The organism is Pseudomonas sp. O39 (assembly GCF_045447295.1).
Classification (GTDB): domain Bacteria; phylum Pseudomonadota; class Gammaproteobacteria; order Pseudomonadales; family Pseudomonadaceae; genus Aquipseudomonas; species Aquipseudomonas antarctica_A.
On record NZ_JBJGXV010000001.1, the window covers coordinates 15428 to 30969 of the forward strand.

Here is a 15542-nt window from a genome sequence, read left to right on the forward strand (position 1 = left end):
GAGTCCCCATGAAAGCTATTGCCTACTACGCCTCACTGCCGATCAACGATCCAAAATCCCTGCAAGACATCGAACTGCCAGAGCCCGTCGCCGGCCCACGCGACTTGCTGGTGGAGGTCAAAGCCATCTCGGTCAACCCGGTGGACACCAAGGTGCGCCAGAACGTAGCCCCGGAAAATGGCGCCGCCAAGGTGCTGGGCTGGGACGTGGCCGGTGTGGTCAAGGCCGTCGGCAGCGAAGTGACGTTGTTCAAAGCCGGTGACAAGGTGTTCTACGCCGGCTCCCTGGTCCGCCCGGACGGTAACAGCGAGCTGCACACGGTGGATGAACGCATCGTCGGCCACATGCCCAAAAGCCTGGGTTTCAGCGATGCCGCCGCGCTGCCGCTGACCGCCATCACCGCTTGGGAGCTGCTGTTTGAACGCCTGCAAGTACGTGAAGGGAAACAGGACGAAGGCCAGAGCCTGCTGGTCGTCGGCGCCGCTGGCGGTGTGGGTTCGATCCTGACCCAACTGGCCAGCCAGCTCACCGCGCTGAAAGTCATCGGCACCGCCTCGCGCCCGGAAACCCAGGAATGGGCAAAGGCGCTCGGCGCCGACCTGGTGATCGATCACAGCCAACCGTTGAGCGAAGCGCTGAAAAACGCCGGCCACCCACACGTGACCCACGTTGCCAGCCTGACCCAGACCGACCATCACCTGGACCAACTGGTGGAAGCCCTGGAACCTCAAGGCAAGCTGGCATTGATCGACGACCCCAAGGCGCTGGATGTGAGCAAGCTCAAGCGCAAGAGCCTGTCGCTGCACTGGGAGTTCATGTACACACGCTCGATGTTCGAGACGCCGGACATGATCGAACAACACAACCTGCTCAACCGCGTGGCAGAACTGATCGACGCCGGCACCTTGAAAACCACGGTGGGCGAGCACTTCGGTGTGATCAATGCGGCAAACCTGCGCCGTGCCCATGCGCTGCTGGAAAGCGGCAAGGCCAAGGGCAAGATTGTGCTGGAAGGGTTCTAATAGAAAGTCTGTCGGTGTGGTGCATTATTCATGTGAGTAATGGACCGCACCGCTAGTCAGAGAGTTGATCTTTGTCATATTTGTGAGCGCTTTCGGGTTTATATTGGCCGCCTTTGCCACGATTCTTTTACGTGAGGAAGTCAGCAATGAAGATCCTGATAAGAGCGTTAGCAAAATCCCCAGGCAACAAATGGCAAGTCAGCCTCGACGGCGACGCCTTCACCTTCCGCAATGAAGCCGAGGCCCGTGCCTTTGCCGACACCCTGCAGGCGCGTATCCAGGCGCCCCACCGCATTCCCCTCAGCCAGCAACGTTCCGCCGCCGGCTGATCCGTACCTCAGACCTGCGCCTGTGCGGCCCTCGCCCGTTGCAGGCGCTGGGTCGACATTGCAATGGTCACCGCCAACACACCGCACACGCTGATGACAATCGCCATCGGCATGGCCGTGCCGTCATGCAATACGCCCACCAGCGACGCCGCGCCCGCCGCCACACCAAACTGAATGCAGCCAAGCAGCGCCGACGCACTGCCGGCCCGCGCACCCTGCCCGCTCATGGCGCAGGCCGACGTGTTGGGCAAAATGCAGCCCAGGCTGGCGATGCAGATAAACAGCGGCACGAGCAATGGCCACAAGGCTTCAGTGCGCAGGGCGGCAATGCCTAGCAGCGTCAACGCTGCCGCTACGTAGACCCACACCGTGCGCGACAGCAAAAACGCCGGGCCACGCTTGGCCAGCAAACGCGCATTGAGCTGTGCTACCAGGATAAAGCCGGCGGCGTTGGAGCCGAACAGCCAGCCGTAATGCTCGGCAGGCACACCGTACAGCTTGATGAATACGAACGGTGAGCCGGCGATGTAGGCAAACATCCCGGCAATCGAGATGCCGCCGGTCAAGGCGTAGCCGAGGTAAACCCGGTCTGACAACAGCGCGGCGTAGCGGCGCAGTGACCCGGACAACGGCTGGCGAGGCTGGTTGGCCGGAAAGGTTTCCGGCAACCCGACGGCCACGGCAATGGCCGCCATGACGCTGAACACCGACAACGCCAGGAAGATCGACTGCCAACCCCACAACCCGACCATCACCCCACCCGCCAAAGGCGCGAGGATCGGCGCCAGGCCGGTGACCAGCATCAGTTGCGAATAAACCTTGGCCGAACCCACGGCATCACATTTATCGCTGACTACCGCCCGTGAAATCACCATGCCCGCGCAGCCACCCAGGGCCTGCACGAAGCGCGCGCCGATCAGCCATTCCAACGACGGCGCATAAGCGCAGGCGAAGGACGCCAAGGTAAACAGGGTGACGCCGCTGAGCAGCGGCACGCGCCGACCAAAGCGGTCCGCCAGTGGGCCGTAAATCAATTGGCCGATGGCCAGGCCGCCGAAATACACCGCCAGGGTCAGCTGGATATGTTTTTCATCGGTCGCGAAAGCCGTGGCCATTGCCGGAAAGCCCGGCAGGTAAAAGTCGATCGCCAACGGCGCGAAGGCGCTCAAGGCGCCCAGGATCAGGATTATGCGGAGGTTCATCAGACACCCAAGTGAGTCGGCAGCCCGACAGTCTAGCCGCGCTTGGGTGCCCTGAACATTACGATAGCTCGCTAACTATCAAAAAACTCAAGCAAGCTTGGCGTTGTAGCCTTCTTCAGTGATCAGGCTGATGACCTGATCGGCAGACAGATGGCTATTTTCAACACTCACTGCTTTCGCCGCCAGGTCGACCTTGACGCTCGCCGCCGGGTCCTGGCTTTGCACCGCCTGGGTAACCGCCCGGACGCAATGGCCGCAGGTCATTCCTTCAACGCTGAATACTTGCATGACATGACTCCTTTGATGAGGTTGTGGCCAGTTTTGACCTTGCCACGATGGCAAGGTCAAGCGTTGAAACTGTCGGCCGGGCTGGTATTCAGCCGCCGCCTCGGCCAAGCTTCATTTCTCTTAGATATGAACCACGGAGCATTCGCCATGCGCTGGTCGTTTTTTAGCCTTATCGGCCTGTTGAGCTTGTCTGCCGCTGCGCCCATGGCCTGCGCCGATGAGGATTATGCGGTGCTGATCATCTCCCGCGAACGCCTGGAAGTACCGACCAACTGCGAGATCGGCCTCTACATTCAGGACCAGTTGGCCGGGCGTCTGTTTCAGGAACAGGCCACCTCGTTTAACTTGCCTGCTGGCAATGTGTCGCTGCGCCTGAAGCTGCTGCCGGGCCAATCGCCTGGTTGCCTGCCGGGCATGCTCGCCCCGCCGGCGCAGAACATCACGCTGAAAGCCGGCGACATACGCAAGTTGCGGATCGCCCAAGGCCCGGACGGCATGTACCTGAAACCCGCTGCACTGGAATATTAAAGGCGCTTGACCTTCCCCACAGGTCAAGGTTGATCCTAGGGGCAACTTCTTCTGGAGGACTGCCCCATGAATGGATCCACCACATTTGACCTGCCCATCGGCGGCATGACCTGCGCCAGCTGCGCCGGTCGCGTCGAGCGGGCGTTGGGCAAAGTGCCAGGGGTGCAAAGCGTCAGCGTCAACCTGGCCAATGAACGCGCGCATGTCGAAGTGCTGGGCAAAATGGACCCCGCAGTATTGATCGCCGCCGTCGACAAAGCCGGTTACACCGCCACGCTGCCCCAAAGCGAAACCGTTACCGACGCCAATCAAGCCCAACGCCTGTACCGCGAGCGTTGGGCGTTGCTGCTGGCGATTGTATTAGCACTGCCGTTGGTTCTACCGATGCTCGTGGAGCCCTTCGGCCTGCACTGGATGCTCCCTGCCTGGGTGCAGTTCGCCCTGGCCACGCCGGTGCAGTTCATTTTGGGCGCGCGTTTCTATATCGCCGCCTGGAAAGCCGTACGCGCCGGCGCAGGCAATATGGATTTGCTGGTCGCCATCGGTACCAGCGCCGGTTACGGCCTGAGCCTGTATGAATGGCTCACCGCGCCCGCAGGCACCCTGCCGCATCTGTACTTCGAAGCCTCCGCCGTGGTGATCGCCCTGGTGCTGCTCGGTAAGTACCTGGAAAGCCGCGCCAAACGCCAGACCGCCAGTGCCATCCGCGCCCTCGAAGCCTTGCGCCCCGAGCGCGCGATTCGCGTGCTTGAAGGACGCGAAGAAGACGTCGCCATCAGCGCGTTAAAGCTCGACGACCTGGTGCTGGTGAAGCCCGGCGAACGCATCCCGGTGGATGGCGAAGTCGTGGACGGCCAGAGCCATGCCGACGAAGCCTTGATCAGCGGCGAAAGCCTGCCCGTGCCGAAACAGCCGGGTGACAAGGTCACCGGCGGCGCCATCAACGGTGAGGGCCGTTTGTTGGTGCGCACCCGGGCTGTTGGCGGGGAAAGTGTGTTGGCACAGATCATCCGCCTGGTGGAAGACGCCCAGGCGGCCAAAGCCCCGATCCAGAAACTGGTGGATAAGGTCAGTCAAGTCTTTGTGCCCGCCGTGCTGGTGCTGGCGCTGATCACATTGGTGGGCTGGTGGCTGTACGGTGCACCGCTGGAAACCGCGATCATTAATGCCGTCGCTGTGCTGGTAATTGCCTGCCCGTGCGCATTGGGGCTGGCCACACCGACGGCGATCATGGCCGGCACCGGCGTCGCCGCGCGCTACGGCATTCTGATCAAGGATGCCGAAGCGCTGGAGCGCGCCCATGACGTCAGCGCCGTGGTCTTCGACAAGACCGGCACCCTCACCTCCGGCACGCCAAAAATTGCGCATTTGGCGGCGGTGGACGGTAATGAGGCTCTGCTGCTGCAACAAGCCGGCGCGCTGCAGCGCGGCAGCGAGCACCCATTGGCCAAGGCCGTGCTGGATGCCTGCAGCGAAAAAGGGCTGCACGTGGCGGATGTAAGCGCCAGCCAATCGCTGACCGGGCGCGGCATTGCCGGCACGCTTGACGGCCGGCAACTGGAGCTGGGCAACCGTCGAATGCTGGAAGAGAACGGCTTGAATGCAGGCAACCTGGCCGACTCCGCCAAGGCGTGGGAAGCCGAAGGCCGCACGTTATCCTGGTTGATCGAACAAGGCGCACAACCCCGTGTGCTGGGGCTGTTCGCTTTTGGCGACACCCTCAAGCCCGGCGCACTGGAGGCGGTGGCACAACTCAAGGCCCGGCACATCAGCAGCCATTTGCTCACCGGCGACAACCGCGGCAGTGCTCGTGTAGTGGCCGAAGCCCTGGGTATCGACGATGTACACGCCGAAGTCCTTCCCACCGATAAGGCCGCCACCGTCGCCGAGCTGAAAAAAACCGGTGCAGTGGCGATGGTCGGCGACGGCATCAATGACGCCCCGGCCTTGGCCGCCGCCGACATCGGTATCGCCATGGGCGGCGGCACCGACGTGGCGATGCACGCGGCCGGGATCACCCTGATGCGCGGCGACCCACGCCTGGTGCCGGCCGCGCTGGAGATCAGCCGCAAGACCTACGCCAAAATCCGCCAGAACCTGTTCTGGGCCTTTGTGTATAACTTGATCGGTATTCCGCTGGCGGCGTTCGGCTTCCTCAACCCGGTATTGGCGGGTGCGGCCATGGCCTTGTCCAGCGTCAGTGTGGTGAGCAATGCGTTACTGTTGAAAACCTGGAAGCCCAAGGATTTGGAGGATCAACACCCATGAACATCGGCCAGGCAGCCCGTCAGAGCGGGCTGAGCGCGAAGATGATTCGCTATTACGAATCCATCGGCCTGCTCAAAGCGGCGCACCGCACCGACAGTGGCTATCGGGTGTATGGCGCCGACGACTTGCACACGCTTGCGTTTATCAAACGCTCGCGGGACTTGGGGTTTTCGTTGGAAGAGGTCGGCAAGCTGCTGACCTTGTGGCAAGACCGGCAGCGGGCCAGCGCCGACGTAAAAGCCTTGGCGCGCCAGCACATCGAGGCGCTGAATCAGAAGATTCTGGAGCTGGGGCAACTGCGCGATACGTTGCAGGACCTGGTGGAGCACTGCCAGGGCGATCATCGGCCGGATTGTCCGATTCTCAAGGAGTTGGCGTCGGGCAATTGTTGTGCCTGAGCGGATGCACACAACACACCTGTGGGAGCTGGCTTGCCTGCGATGCAGACACCTCGGTATGTCAGTTACACCGCGGTGATGCTATCGCAGGCAAGCCAGCTCCCACATTCGATCGCCGTACTGAGCCTTACTGCATCCAGGGCGGCGGCGGTGGCTCGTCGGGCACTTTACTCGCAGGCGCATCATCCGCCGCCCGTATCGCCTGGCGACGCTCTTCATCCAGCCGCGCCGCTTCGATCTCGCGGATCACACCGCCCACGTCCGCCAACTCTTCCGGCTCGTCGAACTCGCCGGTCAAGATGCTGGCCGGGTGCAAGGTGCCGGCTTCATACAACGCCCACATTTCCTTGGCGTACTTGGTCGTCTTCAACTCCGGGGCAAAGCGCCCGAAGTAGGAAGCCATGTTGCCCACATCCCGCTCCAGCATGCTGAACGCGTGGTTGTTGCCCGCCGCATCCACCGCCTGGGGCAGGTCGATGATCACCGGGCCCGTCGGCGTGAGCAGTACGTTGAACTCGGACAGGTCACCGTGCACCAGGCCGGTACACAGCATCAGTACGATCTGGGAAATCAGGAAGGCGTGGTATTCGCGCGCCTGGTCCGGCTCCAGCGTGACGTCGTTCAAGCGCGGGGCCGCATCGCCGTATTCGTCGGCCACCAGTTCCATCAACAGCACGCCTTCAAGGAAGTCGTACGGCTTGGGCACGCGAACGCCCGCACCCGCCAGACGGAATAATGCCGCGACTTCAGCGTTCTGCCAGGCGTCTTCGGTTTCTTTCTTGCCGAACTTGGAGCCCTTGGCCATGGCCCGGGCCTGGCGGCTGTTGCGGACCTTGCGGCCTTCCTGGTATTCGGACGCCTGACGAAAACTTCGTTTATTAGCCTCCTTGTAAACCTTGGCGCAACGCAATTCGTTGCCGCAGCGCACCACATAAACAGCTGCTTCTTTACCACTCATGAGTGGGCGCAGCACTTCGTCGACCAGACCGTCTTCGATCAGGGGTTCAATGCGTTTAGGAGTCTTCATCAGCTTTTATTGTGGGTCCTTTATTACCAAATACGCGTATGGCACTCGTTATACGGCAATCAGCTCGCCGGTGGGAGGGGCTACCGACCTCTGACCACTGAAGAATGCATGCAATAGGCCAATTTTGTCGGCAATTACCGTTCGATGATCGCCGTCACCCCCTGACCGCCGGCGGCGCAGATCGAAATCAGCCCGCGGCCCTTGCCCGCTGCATCCAGCAATTTGGCCAGATTGGCGACGATGCGCCCGCCGGTGGCGGCAAACGGGTGCCCGGCCGCCAATGAACTGCCTTTGACGTTCAGCCGGCTGCGGTCAATGGCGCCCAGCGGCGCATCCAGCCCCAGGCGCGTCTTGCAGTAGTCGGCATCTTCCCAGGCCTTGAGCGTGCACAACACCTGGGCAGCGAACGCTTCGTGAATCTCGTAGTAATCGAAGTCCTGCAATGTCAGGCCATTCCTCGCCAGCAGGCGCGGCACGGCGTACACCGGCGCCATCAATAGCCCTTCGGCACCGTTGACGAAATCCACCGCGGCCGCTTCACCATCGCGCAAGTAGGCGAGGATCGGCAAACCCCGCTCCTTGGCCCAGGCTTCACTGCCCAGCAATACCAGGGAGGCGCCGTCGGTCAGCGGCGTCGAGTTGCCGGCGGTGAGCGTGCCCTTTTCGCTGCGTTCGAACACCGGTTTGAGGCTGGCGAGTTTTTCCAGGGTCAAGTCCGGGCGCAAGTTGTTGTCACGGGTAAGACCCAGAAAGGGCGTGAGTAAATCGTTGTGCCAGCCTTCGGCGTAGGACGCGGCCATTTTCTGGTGGCTCTCCAGCGCCAGTTGATCCTGCTCGGCGCGGGGGATTTGCCAGGTCTGCGCCATCAACTCGCAGTGCTGGCCCATCGACAAGCCGGTGCGCGGCTCGCCATTACGCGGCAGTTCCGGTTTGAGGTGATGCGGACGAAGTTGTAACAAGACTTTTAACTTATCCGCCATGGACTTGCTGCGGTTGGCTTGCAGCAGGATCTTGCGCAGCCCCTCATTCACCCCGATCGGCGCGTCGGACGTGGTGTCGACGCCACCGGCAATCCCACATTCGATCTGGCCCAGAGCGATCTTGTTGGCCACCAGCAACGCAGCTTCCAGGCCGGTACCGCACGCCTGCTGAATGTCGTACGCCGGCGTTTGCGGCGACAGGCGCGAGCCCAGCACGCACTCGCGGGTCAGGTTGAAATCCCGTGAATGCTTGAGCACCGCACCCGCCGCCACCTCGCCGATGCGCAGGCCGTGCAGGTTGTAGCGTTCGATCAGGCCTTCCAGCGCCGCCGTCAACATCGCCTGATTACTCGCCGTGGCATAAGGGCCATTGGAGCGGGCGAAGGGGATGCGATTACCGCCAATGATCGCTACACGGCGCAATTGAGTCATGGAAAGCTCCCTGAAGGTTATGAGGTGAGTCTGTGAGACTAGCCTAGGCTCAATCGAACGACTTTCACCTCTTGATGGTCCACCGTTTGAACCCCAGCACTCGGAGAGCGTTCCATGTCTGACCGTTATATCGACTTCGCCAACTCAAGCCTCGGCCATCGCCTGGTCGCCGCCATTGGCCTGCCGTCACCGGTACGCCTGGAACGCTGGCAGGCCGGGCGCCTGCGTCCGGTGGAAGGTGCGCTGTTGCTGGGCGGCGGCGCGCTCGCGGCCAAGGTGCTGCCGTTTGCCAATAAACTCACCGACGCCATTTACAGCTACGGCCCCGAGCCATTGGCAGCGCCCGCGTGGATCCCCGGGCATGGCCCCAAACTCAAGGCCGTGGTGTTCGATGCCAGCGACTTGCAGCACACCGACCAGCTCAAACAGCTGCGCGAGTTCTTTCAGCCGTTGCTGAAAAATCTTGAGCACAGCGCCCACGTGGTGATCCTTGGCCGCGCCCCGGAAACCCTCAGCGATCCGTTCGCCGCCAGCGCACAGCGTGCCCTCGAAGGCTTCAGCCGGTCCCTGGCCAAGGAGCTGCGCAGCGGCGGCGTGCTGCAATTGTTGTATGTCGGCGAAGGCGCCGAGGACCAGTTGGAGGGCGCTCTGCGCTTTTTCCTCTCACCCAAAAGTGCCTATATCTCCGGCCAGGTGATTCGCCTGCAAGCCTGCGCCACGCCGGTCGAGGATTGGACTCGCCCGCTGGCCGGGCGCAAGGCGCTGGTCACTGGCGCCGCGCGTGGCATTGGCGCCGCCATTGCCGAAACCCTGGCCCGCGACGGTGCCGAAGTGATCGTGCTGGACGTGCCCCAGGCCAAGGCTGATCTCGACGCCCTTGCCGCGCGCCTGGGTGCGCGCACTATCGTGCTGGATATCTGCGCCGAAGACGCCGCTGCGCAATTAATCGAACACCTGCCGGACGGCATCGACATCGTGGTGCACAACGCCGGCATCACCCGCGATAAAACCCTGGCCAATATGACCCCGGAATACTGGGACGCCGTGCTGGCGGTCAATCTCAACGCGCCGCAAGTGCTGACCAAAGCCCTGCTGGACAGCGGCACGCTGCACGATAATGGTCGTGTGGTGCTGCTGGCTTCCATCAGCGGCATTGCCGGCAACCGTGGGCAAACCAATTATGCCGCCAGCAAGGCCGGCTTGATCGGCCTGGCACAGGCGTGGGCACCCTTGCTCAAAGAACGCGGCATCAGCATCAACGCGGTCGCCCCTGGTTTTATCGAAACCCAGATGACCGCGCACATTCCCTTCGCCCTGCGTGAGGCCGGGCGCCGCATGAGCTCACTGGGCCAGGGTGGCTTGCCGCAAGACGTGGCCGAAGCCGTGGCCTGGCTCGGCCAGCCGGGTTCTGGAGCCGTCAGCGGCCAAGCGTTGCGGGTGTGCGGGCAAAGCCTGCTGGGAGCGTAAGCATGGAGTGGCAGACATTAGACAGCACCCCGTTTCTGCCGCCGCTGTACTGGCGGGCCGCGCTCAAGCGCAAGATCACCGGCAGTACGTTGCCTGATGCAGGGCTGCGCTGCCACCTACGCGTGAACCCCGAGGACGTGGCCGCTTATCGCAAGGTGTGCGGGTTTGCGGACAGCCCGGTTCTGCCGGGCACGTACCCACATGTCCTGGCGTTTGGTTTGCAAATGCAATTACTCACCGACAAACAGTTTCCGTTCCCGCTGCTGGGGCTGATTCACCTGAGCAACCGCATCCGCATCCATCGCCCGTTGGGGGGAGTGAGCAACCTGATGGTGGGGGTGTACGCGAACAACCTCCAGCCCCATGCCAAGGGAGCGACCTTTGATATCGTGACCACCGTGGAGGATTCGCTGGGTCTGTTGTGGGAAGCCGAGAGCCGAATGCTCTGTCGCGGGGTGAAACTGGAAGGCGCAACGCACGATGATCACTTGTCGGCCTCCGCTGACGTCAGCGAGTTGGCCCGCTGGAAAGCACCCGCCGATATCGGTCGCCGATATGCCCGGGTATCCGGGGACTACAATCCGATCCACCTGAGTGCGTTGACAGCCAAACTCTTCGGCTTCCCGCAAGCAATTGCCCACGGGCTGTGGAGCCTGGCACGAACGCTGGCCGCGCTGAATGAGTATTTGCCTGCTGCCAATGTTGAAATAGAGGTCGAATTCAACAAGCCCGTCCGCCTGCCCAGTGAAGTCATCTTACTGACCCGTGCCGCAGGTGCCAGCGGCGAGTTGCTGTTAAAGGGAACGGGTGACCTTCAGCATATGGCGGGCAAGTGGCGCCCGATTGCGTGAAACGCGCCATTTAATTGTATATATACACCCTAAGTTATAGCGGACGCCCTGACGTCCGCTTTTTTATTCAACCCACTGATATGTAAAGCATCGCTAACTTTAGACGCCCCTCTATTACACCCTTCGTATTAGCTATTAAGCCGATTAAGACCTTGTGTATATAAATCGTTAATACCAAGTTGAGCGTTGCGAGAAAGAGTCCCCGGGTCTGTGATAACCACACGGACAAACGTATCGCTATCCCAAGAAATAACGAGCGTTTGAAACAACCAAGGTTGTACAGGTGCAAGGGAACTCAATCATGAAAACTCAAACTCAAGTAGTGTTATGGAAAACAAGTACCGCGCTGGCCCTGATCATGGCGATGAGCCTCGGTGGCTGCAGCAGCGGCGGTGGCGGGCATCACAGCAGCGTGGCGGCATCCTCTCCTGACGCAGGTGCGGGAACAGGCGCGGGCACAGGTGGCGGCTCGGGCGGAACGGGTGGCGGAACCGGCGGTGGTACTGACGGCGGCACGGGCAGCGGTACTGGTGGCGGTACGGGCGGTGGAACCGGTGGCGGTACTGACGGAGGCACGGGCGGCGGTACTGGTGGCGGTACGGGCGGTGGAACCGGTGGCGGTACTGACGGAGGCACGGGCGGCGGAACCGGTGGTGGCACTGGCGGCGGCACGGGCGGCGGAATCGGTGGCACTGGCGGCGGTACTGGCGGTGGCACGGGCGGTGGCACTGTTGGCGGAACCGGTGGTGGCACTGGCGGCGGCGCTGGTGGCGGAACCGGTGGTGGCACAGGCGGCGGCACGGGCGGCGGAACCGGTGGCGGAACCGGTGGCGGAACCGGCGGTGGCACAGGCGGCGGCACTGGCTCGATAACTACACCTCTGGTAACAGGCCAGATTGTCGGCGCTCTGGGCACCACTGTCGGTAACGTAGGTACCGCGGTGGGCAACATTGGTTCGAGCTTGAATGGTGTTCCAATTGTCGGCGTTACCGCTGGCGGCCTGGTCACGTCCACTGGCAATGCCGTCACCAGTATCGGCACCGGTGTGACGACAGGCCTGGGCTCCCTGGGTACCGACAGCAATTCCCTGGGCAAAACGGTTGCTGGCGTAGGCAACGGCGTCGCCAACCTGGGCACCGGTGTTTCCACTGCGGGCCAATCCCTGGGCACCACGCTGAGTGGCGTGCCGGTGGTGGGCGGCTTGACCGGTGGCGTAGGCACAGCAGCGGGCGGCCTGGTTAGCACTGCCGGTCAGGCAGTCACCATGCTCGGCGATACCCTCAGCACCGCCAGTACCACTGGCCCATTGGGCTCGTTGACGAATACCGTTGGCAGTAAAGTGCTGGTGCCTGTGGTTTCCCTGGTGGAAAACACCACCGGCAACCTCGGCACTGCCACCGGCCTGGGCACTCCGGTCAATGGTCTGCTGAATAAAGTCGGCAGTACCGTCACAGGCGTGGGTGGTCAAGTGGCCAGTGCCGGCGGTGCGGGCAACCCTGTCACGACTGTCGTGGGCGGTGCGTTGACCGGCGTTGGCAGCGTGCTCGACAAGTCCGGCGGTTATGTCGCTCCCGCCAGCACTGCGCCTGCCTCAGGCTTGCCAGAATTGGTGGGTGGCCTGGTGGCCAACGTGGGTAACGGTCTGAATGCCGGTAACACCAATGGCACTGTCAGCGCAGCAGGTGTAACCGGCGGCGCACTGGGCGGCACCGTCGCCTCGCTCGGCACCGTGATCGGTGGTAATGGCGTCGCCAATACCGCCGCCACGGCGCCGGTTGCAAGCGTGGCAACTACCGTCGGCGCAGCCCTGAACCCTGTGACAACCGGTGTTTCCAGCCTGACGCAAAATGTCGGCACTACCACAGGCGTCGGCGCGCCGGTCAACGGTCTGGTAACGCAAGTCGGCGGCGCAGTCAGCGGTGTCGGCACAACGTTGACCGCAGCCAACGCCAACCCGGTGACTAACGCCGTAGGCACCACCGTCACCGCAGTCGGCAACACCGTGGGCGCGGTAGGTGGGTTGGTCACCGGCGGTACCGGCAGCGGTGGTGGCCTGCTCGGCGGTCTGACCGTCGGCGCCGGCACCAGCGCCCCGGCCAGTGGCAGCGCAAGCACCGGCACAAGTGGTGGTCTGGGAGGTTTGTTAAACGGTCTGACCGGTAAAAAATAGAATTGCACCTGGCCGATTAGACGGCCTCCCCTACAGCGCCTACGCTTGGTTGAGACGAGAGACCCTATAAGTCTCTCGTCTTTTTTATGGGCTTGATGCCATGCCCTCCCGAACCGCGTCCCAGAACCCGGCGGGCCCGAGACGCTGCTGCAGTCTGACCATGGAGTGTCCTATGCGCGTGTTGACTCCGTTGTTATTACTTACCCTCAGTGCTTACGTTCAGGCCGAGACCCTTCCCAGCTTCCTCAACAGCAACGACACCATTCGCAATCTGCCAGTGCCTAACCTACCTGCCGACGCCTATCGACCCGTCACGCCACAAACCCAGGTGCCGCAAGCGCCCGCCACCCAGAACCAGCCGTTGCAGATGGACACCAAAGTCACCATCCGCAAGCTGCAGATCGAGGGCGGTACGATCTACCCACTGACCGAAACGGCCAAGGCTTACGCTGCGTTGCTCGGCCATGAAACCAACCTCGCGCAATTGATCGAAGCCACCCGCAGCATCACGCGTCGCTATCAACAGGACGGCTACCTGTTGTCCTACGCGTTCTTGCCGCAACAGACCTTCGAAAATGGCCTGGTGCGCGTGGTATTGGTGGAGGGGTACATCAAGGATTACCAGCAAAGCGGTGACATCGGCGCGGTGTCGGCCTACATCGACAAACTGGCCAACAAGCTCATGGCCGAACGCCCTCTCACGCGCAAGACGTTCGAGCGCTATACCACCCTGATGGGGCGTATCCCCGGTGTAACCCTGCAAGCGCAAGTGCCGCCGCCGGGCACCACCGATGGGGCCGCGCACATGAAGATCGAAGCCACGCGCAAACCCTTCACCACCAGCATGAGCCTGGTCGACGACAACCGTAACGGCACGCAAGCGTTGCTCACCGCCACCAGCAACTCCCAGACGTCGATGGGCGAGCAACTCTACGTCAGTGGTTTGTTCCCACCGGGTGACGACAAAGAGCATTACTACCGCGTGGGCTACAGCCAGTTCATCAATGCCGAGGGCAGCCAAGTGGTGGTGGGCGCCGAGCGCTATCGCGCCGACCCCAAAAGCAACATCCAACTGGACGGTGGCTTCGAACTCAAACCGCATCAGTCGATTGATCGCTACACCATCGGCCTCAGCCATCCGCTGATCGCCTCACCGAATGAATCACTGACCGTGGCTACACGCCTGTACGCGGTGGACCAAACCACGCGCTATCAACTGGTGGGCTACCCGCAGCGTTTCGACATCGAAACCAACCTGCGCGCCCTGGCTTTCGAGGGCGACTGGCGCAAGTCCGACACGCGGCAACTGCGTATCCTTAGCGCCGGGCTTTACCAAGGCATCAACGGCCTGGGCGCCACCACGCGCAGTGACCTGGCGGTGACCAAACCGGACCTGGACTTCTTCCGCCTGCGCCTCTCCGGCGTGCAGAGCGACAAGTTCTTCGATAACTGGCAAGGCGTGCTGTCGGGGGCGTTCTACTGGAGCGACAGCACCTTGCCCGACAGCGAGCGCGCCACATTCGGCGGGCAGAACTTCGGCCGTGGATACCCCGATGATCAAGTGTCGGGCGACAAGGGCTGGGGCGCGGCGTATGAGGTCAACTACAGTTTCAACCGCGCCGGCGATTGGCTGAAGGTCGTGCAACCCTATGTGGTGCTCGACCGTGCCAAGACCTGGTTCAACGAGCTGCCGGCCAAAAGCAATGACCTGTCATCGGCTGCCGTGGGCGTGCGCTTTGGCGATAACAAGTACTACAACATTGCGCTGGAAGCGGCCAAACCGATGTCGGACATCGCGCTGGACAGCTTCAATCGGCGGCCGCGTTATACGCTGAGCTTCAGCTATCAACTCTGAATGAGGAGACTGTGCAGAGGGCTTTAAAGCCCTCTCACAGGGAGGACTTTCTCAGGGGGAAAAGGCTGTCGAGGGTATCGAACAAGCGCTTCAGGTAAATAGGCTTGCGAAACAGATCCAGCACTTGCAGGCGCAGCATATCGCTGACGTCATCCATTTCGGCATGGCCCGACATCACAATCACCGGCAGGTGTTGACGAGCCGTGTGTTCGCGCAAACGCTTGATCAGCGAGATACCACTTTCCTCGGGCATCCGCAGGTCGGTAATGACCAGCGCGATATCGGGGTGCAGGGTCAATTCCTGCAAGGCAAAGGTGACGGAGGTTGCCGTAAAACAAACGAAGCCCTCGTTCTCCAGCGACTCCGCCAGTTCAACGAGGGCATCTTCTTCGTCGTCCACCAACAGGATCTGTTGGCGGCAAGGTATAGCTGCAGCATTCATAGGCACTACCTGATGTTTCCATTCAACAACGCGTGTACTCAACAGGAGGCCGTCTAAAACTCATGTAGTAGTAATGGCGGTCTGAATTTTACCAAAGAAGGTCGTAATCTGAGGTCCCAGCGTAGTCCCGGCCGCCAGTACCACCAGCGCTACAATTGCAACGAGAATAAGGTATTCAATCGCCGTTGCGCCGTCCTTGCGCTGAAAAAACACCTGGAGTTGAACATACAGTCTCATCAACAGATTAAAGACCATCTTACTTCTCCTCTGGCGACATGACGCC

General features: G+C 61.7%; 15 protein-coding genes. 9 read left to right on the forward strand and 6 right to left on the reverse strand.

The window, feature by feature from the left end:
- Positions 1-8: 8 nt before the first annotated feature.
- The gene (locus tag ACI77D_RS00075) at positions 9-1022 is read left to right on the forward strand and encodes a zinc-binding alcohol dehydrogenase family protein (protein WP_407015836.1); all 1014 of its coding nucleotides are present in this window, start codon (positions 9-11) and stop codon (positions 1020-1022) included.
- A gap of 146 nt (positions 1023-1168) precedes the next feature.
- A complete protein-coding gene (locus ACI77D_RS00080; protein ID WP_064450521.1) occupies positions 1169-1351 on the forward strand; it encodes a hypothetical protein in 183 nt (60 codons plus the stop codon).
- Positions 1352-1359: 8 nt separating this feature from the next.
- Here ACI77D_RS00080 and ACI77D_RS00085 read toward each other — a convergent pair whose 3' ends face one another.
- Together ACI77D_RS00085 and ACI77D_RS00090 are read right to left on the reverse strand one after the other, a co-directional pair.
- Complete coding sequence (locus ACI77D_RS00085; RefSeq protein WP_064450520.1) at positions 1360-2553, reverse strand: multidrug effflux MFS transporter; 1194 nt, start codon at positions 2551-2553, stop codon at positions 1360-1362.
- Between the two features lie 87 nt (positions 2554-2640).
- Positions 2641-2841: a heavy-metal-associated domain-containing protein gene (locus ACI77D_RS00090; RefSeq protein ID WP_064450519.1), complete on the reverse strand. Its 201-nt coding sequence runs from the start codon at positions 2839-2841 to the stop codon at positions 2641-2643.
- 147 nt (positions 2842-2988) lie between these two features.
- Between ACI77D_RS00090 and ACI77D_RS00095 the strand changes: the two genes are divergently transcribed.
- The 3 genes from ACI77D_RS00095 to cueR all read left to right on the forward strand — a co-directional run bounded on the left by ACI77D_RS00095 (position 2989) and on the right by cueR (position 6035).
- Positions 2989-3369 carry a hypothetical protein gene (locus ACI77D_RS00095; protein ID WP_053254169.1) on the forward strand — a complete coding sequence of 127 codons (381 nt, stop codon included), beginning with the start codon at positions 2989-2991 and terminating at the stop codon, positions 3367-3369.
- Between the two features lie 66 nt (positions 3370-3435).
- Positions 3436-5637: a heavy metal translocating P-type ATPase gene (locus tag ACI77D_RS00100; RefSeq protein ID WP_407015837.1), complete on the forward strand. Its 2202-nt coding sequence runs from the start codon at positions 3436-3438 to the stop codon at positions 5635-5637.
- Positions 5634-6035 carry a Cu(I)-responsive transcriptional regulator gene (gene cueR / locus ACI77D_RS00105; protein ID WP_407015838.1) on the forward strand — a complete coding sequence of 134 codons (402 nt, stop codon included), beginning with the start codon at positions 5634-5636 and terminating at the stop codon, positions 6033-6035. Before ACI77D_RS00100 ends, cueR begins: the two co-directional genes overlap by 4 nt.
- Positions 6036-6162: 127 nt before the next feature.
- On the opposite strand, the gene ACI77D_RS00110 is transcribed toward cueR, so the two are convergent.
- The gene (locus ACI77D_RS00110; protein WP_221293819.1) at positions 6163-7062 is read right to left on the reverse strand and encodes a PA4780 family RIO1-like protein kinase; all 900 of its coding nucleotides are present in this window, start codon (positions 7060-7062) and stop codon (positions 6163-6165) included.
- 134 nt (positions 7063-7196) lie between these two features.
- The gene (locus ACI77D_RS00115; protein ID WP_064450515.1) at positions 7197-8474 is read right to left on the reverse strand and encodes an acetyl-CoA C-acetyltransferase; all 1278 of its coding nucleotides are present in this window, start codon (positions 8472-8474) and stop codon (positions 7197-7199) included.
- A 114-nt stretch (positions 8475-8588) separates the two neighbouring features.
- Between ACI77D_RS00115 and ACI77D_RS00120 the strand changes: the two genes are divergently transcribed.
- From ACI77D_RS00120 to ACI77D_RS00135, 4 genes are all read left to right on the forward strand, one after another.
- Positions 8589-9941, forward strand: a complete 1353-nt coding sequence (locus tag ACI77D_RS00120; RefSeq protein WP_407015839.1) for a 3-oxoacyl-ACP reductase — start codon at positions 8589-8591, stop codon at positions 9939-9941.
- A gap of 2 nt (positions 9942-9943) precedes the next feature.
- Complete coding sequence (locus ACI77D_RS00125) at positions 9944-10792, forward strand: MaoC family dehydratase (protein ID WP_407015840.1); 849 nt, start codon at positions 9944-9946, stop codon at positions 10790-10792.
- 301 nt (positions 10793-11093) lie between these two features.
- A complete protein-coding gene (locus ACI77D_RS00130; protein WP_407015841.1) occupies positions 11094-12962 on the forward strand; it encodes a collagen-like triple helix repeat-containing protein in 1869 nt (622 codons plus the stop codon).
- A 172-nt stretch (positions 12963-13134) separates the two neighbouring features.
- A complete protein-coding gene (locus ACI77D_RS00135) occupies positions 13135-14817 on the forward strand; it encodes a ShlB/FhaC/HecB family hemolysin secretion/activation protein (RefSeq protein WP_407015842.1) in 1683 nt (560 codons plus the stop codon).
- A 34-nt stretch (positions 14818-14851) separates the two neighbouring features.
- Here ACI77D_RS00135 and ACI77D_RS00140 read toward each other — a convergent pair whose 3' ends face one another.
- Positions 14852-15259, reverse strand: a complete 408-nt coding sequence (locus tag ACI77D_RS00140; RefSeq protein WP_053254161.1) for a response regulator — start codon at positions 15257-15259, stop codon at positions 14852-14854.
- A gap of 60 nt (positions 15260-15319) precedes the next feature.
- The gene (locus ACI77D_RS00145; protein ID WP_064450511.1) at positions 15320-15514 is read right to left on the reverse strand and encodes a Flp family type IVb pilin; all 195 of its coding nucleotides are present in this window, start codon (positions 15512-15514) and stop codon (positions 15320-15322) included.
- Positions 15515-15542 lie beyond the last annotated feature (28 nt).

What these genes read in the sequence shown, in the direction of transcription:
- ACI77D_RS00120 (WP_407015839.1), top strand. Translation starts at nt 8,589, where the DNA reads ATGTCTGACCGTTATATCGACTTCGCCAACTCAAGCCTCGGCCATCGC.
- cueR (WP_407015838.1), top strand. Translation starts at nt 5,634, where the DNA reads ATGAACATCGGCCAGGCAGCCCGTCAGAGCGGGCTGAGCGCGAAGATG.
- ACI77D_RS00100 (WP_407015837.1), top strand. Translation starts at nt 3,436, where the DNA reads ATGAATGGATCCACCACATTTGACCTGCCCATCGGCGGCATGACCTGC.
- ACI77D_RS00115 (WP_064450515.1), bottom strand. Translation starts at nt 8,474, where the DNA reads ATGACTCAATTGCGCCGTGTAGCGATCATTGGCGGTAATCGCATCCCC.
- ACI77D_RS00110 (WP_221293819.1), bottom strand. Translation starts at nt 7,062, where the DNA reads ATGAAGACTCCTAAACGCATTGAACCCCTGATCGAAGACGGTCTGGTC.
- ACI77D_RS00145 (WP_064450511.1), bottom strand. Translation starts at nt 15,514, where the DNA reads ATGGTCTTTAATCTGTTGATGAGACTGTATGTTCAACTCCAGGTGTTT.
- ACI77D_RS00140 (WP_053254161.1), bottom strand. Translation starts at nt 15,259, where the DNA reads ATGAATGCTGCAGCTATACCTTGCCGCCAACAGATCCTGTTGGTGGAC.
- ACI77D_RS00090 (WP_064450519.1), bottom strand. Translation starts at nt 2,841, where the DNA reads ATGCAAGTATTCAGCGTTGAAGGAATGACCTGCGGCCATTGCGTCCGG.
- ACI77D_RS00095 (WP_053254169.1), top strand. Translation starts at nt 2,989, where the DNA reads ATGCGCTGGTCGTTTTTTAGCCTTATCGGCCTGTTGAGCTTGTCTGCC.
- ACI77D_RS00125 (WP_407015840.1), top strand. Translation starts at nt 9,944, where the DNA reads ATGGAGTGGCAGACATTAGACAGCACCCCGTTTCTGCCGCCGCTGTAC.
- ACI77D_RS00080 (WP_064450521.1), top strand. Translation starts at nt 1,169, where the DNA reads ATGAAGATCCTGATAAGAGCGTTAGCAAAATCCCCAGGCAACAAATGG.
- ACI77D_RS00130 (WP_407015841.1), top strand. Translation starts at nt 11,094, where the DNA reads ATGAAAACTCAAACTCAAGTAGTGTTATGGAAAACAAGTACCGCGCTG.
- ACI77D_RS00085 (WP_064450520.1), bottom strand. Translation starts at nt 2,553, where the DNA reads ATGAACCTCCGCATAATCCTGATCCTGGGCGCCTTGAGCGCCTTCGCG.
- ACI77D_RS00075 (WP_407015836.1), top strand. Translation starts at nt 9, where the DNA reads ATGAAAGCTATTGCCTACTACGCCTCACTGCCGATCAACGATCCAAAA.
- ACI77D_RS00135 (WP_407015842.1), top strand. Translation starts at nt 13,135, where the DNA reads ATGCGCGTGTTGACTCCGTTGTTATTACTTACCCTCAGTGCTTACGTT.